Origin of the sequence: Bifidobacterium xylocopae, from assembly GCF_003315615.1 — a bacterium.
Taxonomy (GTDB): domain Bacteria; phylum Actinomycetota; class Actinomycetes; order Actinomycetales; family Bifidobacteriaceae; genus Bombiscardovia; species Bombiscardovia xylocopae.
Genome location: NZ_PDCH01000004.1, coordinates 44,850 through 56,713 on the forward strand (window position 1 = coordinate 44,850; position 11,864 = coordinate 56,713).

10 protein-coding genes are annotated in these 11,864 nt (G+C 62.2%); 1 reads left to right on the forward strand and 9 read right to left on the reverse strand.

The window, feature by feature from the left end; translation table 11 throughout:
* Positions 1-24 precede the first annotated feature (24 nt).
* From CRD59_RS03165 to hisS, 6 genes are all read right to left on the reverse strand, one after another.
* Complete coding sequence (locus CRD59_RS03165; RefSeq protein ID WP_113853154.1) at positions 25-1,233, reverse strand: amino acid ABC transporter permease; 1,209 nt, start codon at positions 1,231-1,233, stop codon at positions 25-27.
* A 4-nt stretch (positions 1,234-1,237) separates the two neighbouring features.
* Positions 1,238-1,915, reverse strand: a complete 678-nt coding sequence (locus tag CRD59_RS03170) for an amino acid ABC transporter permease (RefSeq protein ID WP_113853155.1) — start codon at positions 1,913-1,915, stop codon at positions 1,238-1,240.
* Positions 1,915-2,712, reverse strand: a complete 798-nt coding sequence (locus CRD59_RS03175; RefSeq protein WP_113853196.1) for a glutamate ABC transporter substrate-binding protein — start codon at positions 2,710-2,712, stop codon at positions 1,915-1,917. Before CRD59_RS03175 ends, CRD59_RS03170 begins: the two co-directional genes overlap by 1 nt.
* A gap of 95 nt (positions 2,713-2,807) precedes the next feature.
* The gene (locus CRD59_RS03180) at positions 2,808-3,617 is read right to left on the reverse strand and encodes an amino acid ABC transporter ATP-binding protein (RefSeq protein ID WP_113853156.1); all 810 of its coding nucleotides are present in this window, start codon (positions 3,615-3,617) and stop codon (positions 2,808-2,810) included.
* Between the two features lie 76 nt (positions 3,618-3,693).
* On the reverse strand, positions 3,694-5,490 hold the full coding sequence (aspS, locus tag CRD59_RS03185) for an aspartate--tRNA ligase (protein ID WP_113853157.1): 1,797 nt from the start codon (positions 5,488-5,490) through the stop codon (positions 3,694-3,696).
* A 46-nt stretch (positions 5,491-5,536) separates the two neighbouring features.
* Positions 5,537-6,922 (reverse strand): histidine--tRNA ligase, encoded by a 1,386-nt coding sequence (gene hisS / locus CRD59_RS03190; RefSeq protein ID WP_113853158.1) that lies wholly within the window; start codon positions 6,920-6,922, stop codon positions 5,537-5,539.
* Between the two features lie 91 nt (positions 6,923-7,013).
* Between hisS and CRD59_RS03195 the strand changes: the two genes are divergently transcribed.
* A complete protein-coding gene (locus tag CRD59_RS03195) occupies positions 7,014-8,501 on the forward strand; it encodes a DUF349 domain-containing protein (RefSeq protein ID WP_113853159.1) in 1,488 nt (495 codons plus the stop codon).
* A gap of 121 nt (positions 8,502-8,622) precedes the next feature.
* On the opposite strand, the gene CRD59_RS03200 is transcribed toward CRD59_RS03195, so the two are convergent.
* The 3 genes from CRD59_RS03200 to CRD59_RS03210 all read right to left on the reverse strand — a co-directional run bounded on the left by CRD59_RS03200 (position 8,623) and on the right by CRD59_RS03210 (position 11,848).
* Positions 8,623-10,974, reverse strand: a complete 2,352-nt coding sequence (locus CRD59_RS03200) for a RelA/SpoT family protein (RefSeq protein ID WP_113853197.1) — start codon at positions 10,972-10,974, stop codon at positions 8,623-8,625.
* A gap of 98 nt (positions 10,975-11,072) precedes the next feature.
* Positions 11,073-11,555: a dUTP diphosphatase gene (gene dut / locus CRD59_RS03205; RefSeq protein ID WP_113853160.1), complete on the reverse strand. Its 483-nt coding sequence runs from the start codon at positions 11,553-11,555 to the stop codon at positions 11,073-11,075.
* Positions 11,555-11,848, reverse strand: a complete 294-nt coding sequence (locus tag CRD59_RS03210; protein WP_113853161.1) for a DUF4193 domain-containing protein — start codon at positions 11,846-11,848, stop codon at positions 11,555-11,557. Before CRD59_RS03210 ends, dut begins: the two co-directional genes overlap by 1 nt.
* Between the last annotated feature and the right edge of the window lie 16 nt (positions 11,849-11,864).

Sequence of the window (11,864 nt, forward strand, 5' to 3'; positions counted from 1 at the left end):
GACGGTCAGCCAGTCCTGGTCGCCTCAGGCTGTTCGGCCTGTCTTGTTCCCGTGGTCTTCTGGGATTCCGTCCGTTGTACCTGTGCCCTCATCCTCGCCCTTCACGCTGTTGTCGGCATTCTCACCGAAACCGAGCCGGTTCCTGAGGAAGCCCGGCATTTCGTGCGGGTGCGGCGCCGCCTGCGACTCCGGGTGCGTATCGTCGTAGCCCTGCATGTAGCGGGTCTGACGCCAATGACGGATTGATGCGTTGGAACCGCGGTGATGCACATGGTGCTGGAGCGGAGCGCCACCGAAACGGTCCTTGTCGACTTCCTGCGCGACCGCGATCTGGTTGACGTTCGAGGCGTCCATGATCGCCAGCGGAGGCACCGGCTCCATATCGACCGGGGCGGCTGGAGCGGCGGTCCGCTCCTGCATGCGCTTCGGAAGCTGACGCGCCAGCTTCGACAGGAGGGAACAGACCACGAAGTAGATGACACCTGCCACGACCAGGGTCTGCAGGATGTTGAAGTACATGGACCCCAGCCTCCTCGACTCCTGGAGCAGATCCGTGTACATGATGATTGACCCCAGGGCCGTGTCTTTGAGGACCACGACCAACTGGGTGACCGCTGCTGGCAGCATGGCATATACGGCTTGGGGCACCTCTATCTGCATGAGGGACTGGGTCTGGGTCAGCCCCAAGGCCAAGCTGGCCTCACGCTGCCCACCGGGCAGGTTGCCGACGCCGGAACGGACCAGCTCGGCCACCACGGAGCCGTTGTACAGGATCAGGGAGATGACGACCGCCCAGTAGGATGCTTGTGATACGCCCGAGAAGGCCAGCCAGCGCCAGAAGAATATCATCAGCATCAGAACCGGCACGGCCCTGCAGAACTCCACGATCACGCCGGAGATGGTCCGCAGGATGGCACTGGGCAGCAAGCGACCGATGCCGAACACGAACCCGTAGACGACCGAGCCGATCACAGCCAGGATCGAAGCCTTGAGCGTCAGCCAAAGACCGGGCAGGTAGAAGTCGGACCATGCCTCGCTGTCCAGGGCCGGTTTCCAAAGCTCCCAGGAAAGCTGGTTCTCCCCGTCCGGTGGGTTGTGCAGGCGCATGAGCACCAGCAGCACGATGATGGCGAAGATGATGGCTGCGATCCAGTTGGTCGTCCGGATCTTCCGCTGGCCCTTGGGGCCTGGTTGATCGAAGAGGAGGGAGCTTTCGTTGTTTGTCTTAGCCATGGCGCTACCTTCTGACGGCCAGCTTGTTGGACAGGAAGGTGGTCAGGGCCCCGATGGGCAGGACCAGGATCACATATCCCAAAGCGAAGATGAGGAAGATGGCGACGATCGAATTCGCGTGGAATTCGATCATCTCACTCATCAGGGAGGATGACTCAGTGGCCACCGATGCGGCGGCCGCTACAGTCGAGTTCTTCAGCAGGGCGATGAACGTGTTGCCCAAGGGTGCGACCGAGCCGCGGAAGGCCTGAGGCAGTATGATCTGACCGGCTGATTGCGTGAAGCTCAGCCCCAGGGCACGTGCCGCCTCAGCCTGGCCCAGGGGCACGGTGTTGATGCCGGAACGCAGTGACTCGCACACGAACGCAGCCGTATACAGGGACAGGCCAATCACGGCCAGCCAGAAGAAATTGGCGGCGAAGACATCGGAGAAGCTCAGCTTGAGCTGTGCGAAAGCTCCCAGGACCATGAAGACCATGATGATGGTCAACGGCATGTTCTGGAAGAACTCAACATAGACCGAGGCCACCAATCGCATGGAGGAGACCGGTGCTATGCGCATCACCACCAGGATGACACCAAGAACCAACGAAAAGAGGGCAGCCCACAAGGTCAGTTCGATGTTGACCAGGAAGGCTCCGGGGATGTCGTATTCACGGAAGAGCTGCAAAACGGCGGACATCACTCACCTTCCTTAGGGACGGGCGGATTGTATCGTGCATCCGGCTTGAAGTGGACGCCCCTGGTATTCTGCTCCAGGGCCCGTTGCCAGGAGCCATTGGACTCCATGTCATTGATGGCGTCGTTGATCCTGCGCGCCAACTCCTTGTCGCCCTTTTTTATACCCACACCGTAGCGTTCCTGGGTGAATGGCCTGCCGACCAGGCTCAGCCGCCCCCGGGATTGTGCCGCTAGACCCGCCAGAATGATGTCGTCGGTGGTCACCGCGTCCACGATGCCCGAGAAGAGTGCCGTGGCGCACTCGGCATAGCCAGGCTGTTCCATCAACTGCACTTCGGAGGCGAAGCGTTTCTTGACCGTGACAGCGGACGTGGACCCCGTCACCGAGCACAACCGCTTGCCGTTCAGGTCCTGGGGCCCCTTGATTGCGGTCTCGCCTTTGCGCACCATCAGGTCCTGTCCGGCCACGAAGTAGGGGCCGGCGAAGGAGACGGCCTTCTCGCGCTCGTCCGTTATTGAATAGGAGGCCAGGATCATATCGACATCGCCGTTCTGGAGCATGGCCTCCCTCTGCTTGGAGGGGGCCTCCTTCCAGATGATCTGGTCCTCTTCATACCCGAGCTTGCCGGCGATGTACTGGGCGACATCCACGTCGAAGCCCACGTAGGTGCCGGCCTTCTTGAAGCCCAGGCCAGGCTGGTCGAATTTGATGCCTATGCGAATCTTGCCCTCTTCCTTGTCCGACCCGCAGGCCGCCAGGGAAAAGACGCATGCAAGGGCGCATAAGGCGGCGAGCAGGGCCCGAAGACAGGTCCCCGCTCCCCTGCCCTGTGTGGGCCGGCGCCATGTCGATGTACTCATACGTCCATCCTTCTGTCCTGAATACACCCAGCTCAGTGGGTCAGAATCTTCGAGAGGAACTCCTTGGCACGCCCGCTCTTGGGGTGGTCGAAGAACTCGTCGGGCCTGCCCTCCTCCAGGATCTGCCCATCGGCCATGAATACGATACGGTCGGCAGCCTTGCGGGCGAAGCCCATCTCATGGGTCACACAGATCATGGTCATACCCTCCTGGGCCAGTTCGACCATGACATCGAGCACCTCATTGACCATCTCCGGGTCAAGGGCGGAGGTCGGCTCATCGAACAGCATGATCTTGGGCTTCATGGCCAGCGCTCGCGCTATGGCCACACGCTGCTGCTGCCCGCCCGACAGCTGGGACGGCATCTTCTGCGCCTGCGACTCGACCCCGACCCTCGCCAGCAAGTCCATGGCCAGGTCCTCGGCATCCTTGCGTGGCATGTGCCGCACCTTGATCGGCGCCAGCGTCACGTTGTCCAGAATCGTCTTGTTGGCGAAAAGGTTGAAGGACTGGAAGACCATGCCGACCTCGGCCCGCAGCCGGGCCAGATCCTTGCCTTCCTGGGGCAGTAGCTCGCCGTCGATACGAATCACTCCGGAGTCTATGGACTCAAGGCGGTTGATAGTGCGGCACATGGTCGATTTGCCCGAACCGGACGGGCCCACCACAACCAGCACCTCGCCCTGGCAGACCTGTAGGTTGATGTCCTTCAGGACATGAAGCCTGCCATAGTGCTTGTCCACATGTGCCAGCTCGACCAACGGTCGCGGATTCGCCGGGTCGGCCCGTCCGCCCGACACGATCGGGGCGGACGCCTTCTGCGTTTCGTTCGTTTCGTTCATACCCCGCATTCTAGCCCGGGGCAGGTAACAAGCGACTGGGCGCAGTATTACCGGGCTGTAAACGCCTGGCCTGCGCTCACGCATCCTCCTCTGGGTCGTAATCCACACCCGTTTCGGCCCGCTGCTCGGGAGGAATCGGCGCGGGCGCGCCGGTCATCGGATCCTGACCGCCGCCGGACTTGGGGAAGGCGATGACGTCGCGGATGGAACCCGCACCCGTCAGGATCTGCGCCACTCGGTCCCAACCGAAGGCGATGCCGGCGTGAGGGGGCGCACCGTACTTGAAAGCCTCCAGAAGGAAACCGAATTTCTCCTGGGCCTCCTCGGGGCCTATGCCCAGGACCTTGAGCACGCGATCCTGGATGTCGTCGCGGTGGATACGCACTGAACCACCGCCGATCTCCTCACCATTGCAAACGATATCGTAGGAGTCGCTCATGGCGTGCGCCGGATCCTGGTCGAATCGATCGATCCAGTCGACCGAAGGCATGGTGAAGGGGTGGTGCATTGAGGTCCACTTGGAATGCCCCACGGCCACATCATCGTCATCGGGGTCATCAGTATGCTTGAACAAGGGGAAGTCCACCACCCAGGTCAATGCGAATTCATCGGGCTTGAGCAGGCCCTGACGCCGTGCGATCTCAACTCTGACGGCTCCCAGGAGCAGCTGGGAGGACTCACGCGCACCAGCCGCGAAGAAGACCGCGTCCCCATCCTCGGCACCCACTGCCTTCTTCAGTCCCTCGCGTTCCACATCGGACAGGTTCTTGGCCACCGGGCCCTTGAGCTCACCCTCGCCGGAGAACTGCACGTAAGCCAAACCCCTGGCGCCACGCTGGCGGGCCCAATCCTGCCAGGCATCGAACTGGCGACGCGGCGTGTCCGCCCCGCCCTTGAAGACCACTGCACCCACATAGGGGGCTTGGAAGACCCTGAACGGTGTGTCCCTGAAGTAGTCGGTCATCTCGACAATGGGATTGCCGAAACGCAGATCGGGCTTATCGGAGCCGTACTTGTCCATGGCCTCCTGCCAGGAGATGCGACCGATGGGCAGCCTGACCTCGTATCCGGCGGCCTTCCAGATGGCGGCGATGACCTGTTCGGCCATGGCCATCACATCCTCCTGGGAGGCGAAGGACATCTCAATGTCCAGCTGGGTGAACTCCGGTTGCCGGTCTGCACGGAAGTCCTCATCCCGGTAGCAGCGAGCGATCTGATAGTAGCGCTCGAAGCCCGCCACCATGAGCAGCTGTTTGAGAAGCTGGGGCGATTGGGGCAACGCATACCAGGAGCCGGGCACCAGACGGGCCGGCACCAGGAAGTCGCGGGCACCCTCGGGCGTGGACTTGATCAGCGTCGGCGTCTCGATTTCACAGAAGTCCATCCTGTCCAAGGCCGCACGGGCTGCGGCGTTCATCCGTGAACGCAGACGGATGTTGGACTGCATGGAGGGCCGGCGCAGATCCAGGTAGCGGTATTTCAGACGTATGTCCTCACCGGGCAGTTGATTCTCGGCCTCGTTCTCCAGGGCCGTTGACACCTGGAAGGGCAGTGCCTCCGACTTGGCGAGAACCGTGATGTCCTCGGCAACGATCTCGATGTGTCCGGTGGACAGATGGACGTTGTCGTTGCCTTCGGGACGGGCACGGACCTCGCCCTTGACTTCAATCACATACTCCGAGCGCAGGGGACGGGCTATTTCCTCGTCATAGACGACGACCTGGACCAGACCGGTGCGGTCGCGCAAGTCAATGAAGGCCACACCACCATGGTCACGGCGGCGGTCCACCCAACCGGCGACCGTGACCTTGCTGCCGATCTCGGACTCGGTCACTTGGGTGGCATAGTGCGTTCTGTAAGCCGACTGGCTCATGCTTCTCTCTTCCTCCATGCGGGCTCGGCCCGCCCTTGCTTCAGGCCTAGAATTCCACGCCCTGCTGGGCAATAAGGGTATCCGGCAACCACGACACGGCATCTGCAGCTTCCTGGTCGCCCGTCTCGATGTTCTTCACCTCGTCATGGCCCGCTGCATCCCCCTCCTGGGCGGGGAACCAAACGTATGGTATGCCCAGGTGGTCGGCGTACTTGATCTGCTTGCCTATCTTGGCGGCACTCGGTGCCACGTCAGCCGCTATCCCCCGCTGACGCAGGAGATCTGCGACATGGTTGCTGGCCGTCCGCCCGGCTTCGTTCCACACCGCCACCAGGACGGCCGCCGGGGAGACCCTGGAGGCGTGGGCCCCCACCCGACCGAGCATATAGGAGAGCAGGCGGGACAGCCCTATCGAAAGACCGACCCCCGGATAGGTGCGTGAACCCTGTGAGGCCAGATTGTCGTAACGGCCGCCCGAGCATATGGACCCCAGTGTCTCGGCACCGTCCAAGAACGTCTCATAGACCGAACCGGTGTAGTAGTCCAAACCGCGGGCGATCTTCAGGTCGGCGACGACGGCACCGGGCCGTATCCTCGCGGCCTCATCCACTATCATCGCCAGGGTCTCCAGCCCTTCCTGGGCCAGTTCGTAAGCCTGCCCGCCAACCTCGATGCCGTGGGCCTCGCAGAGGTCCCGGAAGCCTTGGCGCAGCCCGGCGCCGTCCGTGGCCGTCAGCTCTGCCAACTCAAGGCAGGCCGAGGCTTGGGCCTGGCTGGCGCCGCACTCACTAACCAGCAGCTTCCCCACTTCCTCGGCGCCGATTTTGTCAAGCTTGTCGATCTCGCGGAGGACCCCCTCGATGTCGCTCAGCCCCAGACCCCGGTAAAAGCCTTCGGAAAGCTTACGATTGTTGGCATGTACCGTCGCCTTGGGACAGCCATAGGGGCGCAAGGCCTCCAAGGCTGAAAGCATGACCAGTGGCAGTTCCACCTCGTAGTGGTCCGGCAGCTCACCATTGCCGATCACGTCGATGTCGGCCTGGACGAACTCTCGGAAGCGGCCATCCTGTGGGCGCTCCCCCCGCCAGACCTTCTGGATCTGCCATCGTTTGAACGGGAAGGTCAGTTGACCGGAATGCTCGACCACATACCTGGAAAGCGGCACGGTCAGATCGAAATGCAGCCCGAGCCTGTCCTCGACCGGCTTGCCGTCCTCGTGACCGACTTCCTGCAGGCGGCTCAGCAGGTAGATTTCCTTGCTGGTCTCCCCCTTCTTGAGCAGCGAGGAGCCGGGCTCCACAGCCCTGGTCTCGATGCCGATGAACCCGTTGAGCTCGAAGACATGCCGCAACGTGTCGATCATGGTCTGCTCCACCACTCTTTGGGAGGGGAGCCACTCCGGGAATCCTGATAATGATGCGCCTTTAGCCATACCTCCCTATAATAGGAGATAGAGAGGAGAAGTGGCGCCTGTGTGCGGCGCTTCCCCCCGTCTCCACCCCACAAGCTTGAAGGAGCTGGCAATGGCCGACGATTCAGTCACCACACCCGAGAAAACCCCTGCACCCGACGGACAGACGCAGGAGCAAAGCCAACAGGCGGTCCAGGCGGGTGTCCATGACCCCAAGCCCGCACCCAGCCCCGCCGCACCCACCGACCAGCCCGATAAGCCGAAGGCAGCAGCGAGGCCTGCGGCACCCTCCCCCGCGGCGCTTGCCAGGAAGCCGCCGGTGATGCCGGCTGCCCCTGCCGCGGCAAGCTATAAGGAAGAGGATGTGAAGGCCGCGGAGACATTCGGCCGCGTGGACGACAATGGCGGCGTCTTCGTGCGCGAGGGCGCAGGTGAGCGCGAGGTCGGACAGTTCCCTGACGCCGGCAGCAAGGACGAAGCCCTGTCCCTGTACGCCCGTCGCTACCTTGACCTCAAAGAGAAGCTGGATCTGTTCGCCACCCGCCTGAAGGCCGCCAACATCAAGCCCCGCGAAATCGACGAATCCCTGAAGACACTGGATGAGGAGACCAAGGAGCCTGCGGTCGTCGGCGATATCGCAGCCCTGCGCGCGCATCTGTTGGAGCTGCGCACCGAAGGCGAAGCCAAGAAGACCAAGCTTGCGGAAGAGCGCAAGGCCGCCCTCGCCAAGGCCATCGACGAGCGCACCGCCATCGTCGAGGAGGCCGAAGGCATCGTGGCCGGTCTCGGTGATCAAACCAACTGGCGGCAGACAGCCGACAAGTTCCGCGGCTTGTTCGAACGCTGGCAGAACCATCAGCGCACCACCATCCGCATCGACAAGAAGCACGCCGATGCCTTGTGGAAGAGGTTCTCCTCCGCCCGCTCAGCCTTCAACCAGCAACGGCGCAAGTGGGCCCAGGAACGCGATGCCAGCCGCGCCGAGACCAAGCGGATCAAGGAAGAGATCATAGCCAAGGCCAATGAGATCAAGGATTCCACGGACTGGGGCGGCACCTCCCGCGACTTCAACGCCCTGATGGACCGTTGGAAGGCCGCCGGGCGGGCGGGCCGCAATGAAGACGATGCCCTGTGGGCCCGCTTCCGCGAGGCGGCGGATGTCTTCTTCAACGCCCGCCAGGCCGATAGGGACAAGATCTCCGGCGACGAACAGGAAAATCTGAAAGCCAAGGAAGCTCTGCTCGTCAAAGCCGAGTCCCTGCTGCCCGTCAAGGACGAGGCCGCAGCCAAACGTGCCCGTCAGGCCTTGGCCAAGATCCAGGAGGAATGGGACGGGATCGGTTACGTGCCCCGTGCCGACATGCACCGGATTGAGAGCCGTCTCGATGCCGTGGACAGACAGATCAAGACGGTCGAGGACGCGGCATGGAAACGATCTGATCCCGAGGCCGACGCCAGAAAGTCCTCCTTCGAGACCCAACTGGAGTCCCAGCTGGACGAGCTGGACCAGCGGATCGAGGCCGAGTCGGACCCTGCGGCCAAGCAGGCCCTGCAGGCGGAGAAAGCCACTAAAGAACAATGGCTCAAGGCGATTAAATAGATCCAACGTGGCCGCCGCCGATCTGCAGCGGTGGGGACGCAATCAGGCCCGGCAGCCTCCAATGGGTGCCGGGCCTGATTGCGTTGTGAAAGCCATGGCAGCTCTGCGGCAGATTGTCACCTCAGACCTTGCGCATTCGTGAGGATGAGGAATCCTTGGCACCCGTCAGCCTATAGGCGTCGAAGACCCCATCAATCTTGCGGACCCCCGAAAGCAGCGTGTTCAAATGCTGCGGGTCGGCCATCTCGAAGACGAACTGGTTGACGGCCACCCGGTCGCGCCCTGTCGTCTGTGCCCCCGAAAGGATATTGACGCCATGGTCGGAGAGAACCTGGGTGATGTCGGAAAGCAGGTGGGGCCTATCCAGTGCTTCCACCTGGATCTTGACCATGAACGTGCCTTGGTTGCTGGACCAGGACACTTCCACGATCCGTTCCGGATGCTGCTTGCGCAGGTCCAGCAGGTTCTGGCAATCCGCCCTGTGGACCGAGACGCCCTGGTTGCGGGTGATGAAGCCTACGATCTGGTCGCCCGGTACCGGTGTGCAGCAGCGGGCCAGTTTGACCCACACGTCATCCACACCCTTGACCGAGATGCCTTCCGAGGAGGAGACGGCGTGGCTCCGCCCCACCTGGCTCAGCGGGAGAGCCTCCTGCTCCACTTCATCTTCGACGGTCGCCCGCCCTACATCGTGGACAAGTCTTGATATGACATTCTGCGTGGAGACCTGGCCGTCACCGATGGCTGCATAGACTGCGTTCTCACTGGGCAGGTTGAGCTCGTCAGCCACACCCACCATGGACTCGGGTGTCACCAGCGTAGCCATCGGCAGGTTCCGCTTGCGCATGGCCCGTGCCAGATCGTCCCTGCCCTCCTCGATCGTCTCGGAACGGCGCTCCTTGCTGAACCACTGCCTTATCTTGTTGCGTGCACGCGGCGAACGTACGAAGGATAGCCAGTCGCGCGAAGGCCCATTGGTGTCGGACTTTGAGGTCAGAATCTCAACGGTGTCGCCGTTTTCGAGCTTCGTGTCCAGGGGGACCAAACGGCCGTTGACCCTGGCACCCATGGTCCGATGCCCCACTTCCGTGTGGACCGTGTAGGCGAAATCCACCGGCGTCGAACCGGCGGGCAGGGACATGATCTTGCCTTTCGGAGTGAAGACGAAGACCTCAGCCGATCCCAGGTCGTCCTTGAGCGTGCCCAGGAACTCGTTCGAGTCCGGCGTCTCGCTGGTCCAATCCGCCAACTGCTGGATCCATTTGAGGTTGTCGGCCTCGCTCAGCTCGGCCTGCTCCTTCTGCTCGCGCTTGACGTCCGTGGTGTCCGGGGCCGACAGCTCCCGCCCCGCCTGCCCGTTCTCCTTGTACTTCCAGTGGGCGGCGATGCCGAACTCCGCCCGACGGTGCATCTGCCATGTCCGGATCTGAATCTCGACGGGTTTGCCTCCAGGACCCACGACTGTGGTGTGCAAGGACTGGTACATGTTCATCTTAGGCATGGCGATGTAGTCCTTGAACCGCCCGGGGACAGGACTCCAACGGGCGTGCACCGCACCGAGGGCCGCGTAGCAGTCGCGGATGGAATCCACGATGATGCGCACACCCACCAGGTCGTAAATATTCTCGAAATCGTGGCCGCGCACAATCATCTTCTGGTAGATGGAGAAATAATCCTTAGGGCGCCCGGTCACATAGGCATCGATCCCCTGGCCGTCCAGGTCCTCGTGAATCTCGTCCAGGATCTGCTTGAGATAGACATCCCTCTGTCCGGCCCGTTGGGCCACCAGCACCACGATCTCGTTGTATATCTTCGGGTACAGCGCCTTGAAGCTGAGCTCCTCCAGCTCCGTCTTGATGGCATTCATACCCAGGCGATTGGCAAGCGGCGCGTAGACATCCAAGGTCTCCCGCGCCTTGCGCTGGGCGGAGGAGGGCTTGACATAACGCCAGGTGCGGGCATTATGGACCCTATCGGCCAATTTGACGACCAGGACACGCACGTCACGGCTCATGGCGACCACCATCTTGCGGATGGTCTCGGCCTGGGCCAGGTCCCCATAGTCCATCTTTGAGATCTTCGTCACTCCGTCAACCAGTCCGGCCACCGTATCGCCGAAATCCTTGCGGCATTCCTCGAGCGTGTAGTCGGTGTCCTCCACCGTGTCGTGCAGAAGACCAGCGGACACGACCGTCGGGCCCATACCCAGGTCGGCCAGGATCTGGGCCACAGCCAGGGGGTGGATGATGTATGGCTCACCTGACTTGCGCCGCTGGCTGGCGTGTTGCCTGACGGCACGATCGTACGCCTTTGGCAGCATGGACAGGTCCACGCTGGGATGGTGGGATCGACAGGCCTTCGCGATGGGCTGCAGGGGATTCAAGGGGTCATCGGAGATCTCGCATCCGAGCGCACGGGAGGCACCGCCGGCGTCGCCCCGGTTGACATCATTGTCGCATACCCTGCCCTCCATAGCGACCATGTCACTCCTCCCGCCCTGATGATTCACCTATCCTACACGCCATTCACGAGTCGAAGACCCGGGTCGGCAGGGTTCCGGGCCGTCCGCGCTCACAATCCCGTGGAGCCGAAACCACCATCCCCGCGCTCGGATCCCGGCAGCCTGTCGGCCGACAGGAACTCAGCCTGTACATACCGCTGGATGACCAGTTGTGCGATTCGGTCTCCGGCCTGGAAGGAGACCTCATGATGGGGGTCGAGATTGATCAATGGCACCTTCACCTCCCCGCGATAGCCGGCGTCGATCGTACCGGGGGCGTTGAGGACCGTAACCCCCTGCCTGACCGCCAAACCCGAACGGGGGTGGACAAGGCCCACATATCCCGCAGGCAGGGCGATCGCGATCCCCGTCGGTGCCAGGATCCGCTCGAAGGGCCGCAGTGTCAGTGGAACCCTTGTGCGCAGGTCCGCACCGGCATCACCGGCCATCGCATATTCCAGGTAGACGCCCAAACCCGCGCCATCCCCGTCTTCCACAGACTTGACCAGCACCTCAACGTCCTCGGGTCCGTTGTAGGTCTCGTCCACGGCCATCAGGCGGCGCACTCCTTGCAGACAGGCTGCCCGTCCTTGGTCATGTGGTCGAGCTGTGAACGATGCTTGACCAGGAAACAGACCGAGCATATGAACTCATCACCCTGCATGGGAATCACTGTGACCGATGCGTCCTCATTGCTCAGATCAGCACCGGGCAGCTCATAGTCCTCGGCGATGGCGTTCTCATCATCGTCGATATCGGCCGGAGCAGCCTGGCTCTTCTTGCCCAGTTCCTCGATGGAGGCCTCATCCTCGTCCTTGTCACGCGGGGAATCATAGTCTTGTGCCACCGTATGTCCTTTCCAT

Coding starts and splice junctions, on each gene's coding strand:
- CRD59_RS03180 (WP_113853156.1), bottom strand. CDS start 3,617: ATGAACGAAACGAACGAAACGCAGAAGGCGTCCGCCCCGATCGTGTCG.
- CRD59_RS03165 (WP_113853154.1), bottom strand. CDS start 1,233: ATGGCTAAGACAAACAACGAAAGCTCCCTCCTCTTCGATCAACCAGGC.
- CRD59_RS03195 (WP_113853159.1), top strand. CDS start 7,014: ATGGCCGACGATTCAGTCACCACACCCGAGAAAACCCCTGCACCCGAC.
- aspS (WP_113853157.1), bottom strand. CDS start 5,490: ATGAGCCAGTCGGCTTACAGAACGCACTATGCCACCCAAGTGACCGAG.
- dut (WP_113853160.1), bottom strand. CDS start 11,555: ATGGCCGTGGACGAGACCTACAACGGACCCGAGGACGTTGAGGTGCTG.
- hisS (WP_113853158.1), bottom strand. CDS start 6,922: ATGGCTAAAGGCGCATCATTATCAGGATTCCCGGAGTGGCTCCCCTCC.
- CRD59_RS03170 (WP_113853155.1), bottom strand. CDS start 1,915: ATGTCCGCCGTTTTGCAGCTCTTCCGTGAATACGACATCCCCGGAGCC.
- CRD59_RS03200 (WP_113853197.1), bottom strand. CDS start 10,974: ATGGAGGGCAGGGTATGCGACAATGATGTCAACCGGGGCGACGCCGGC.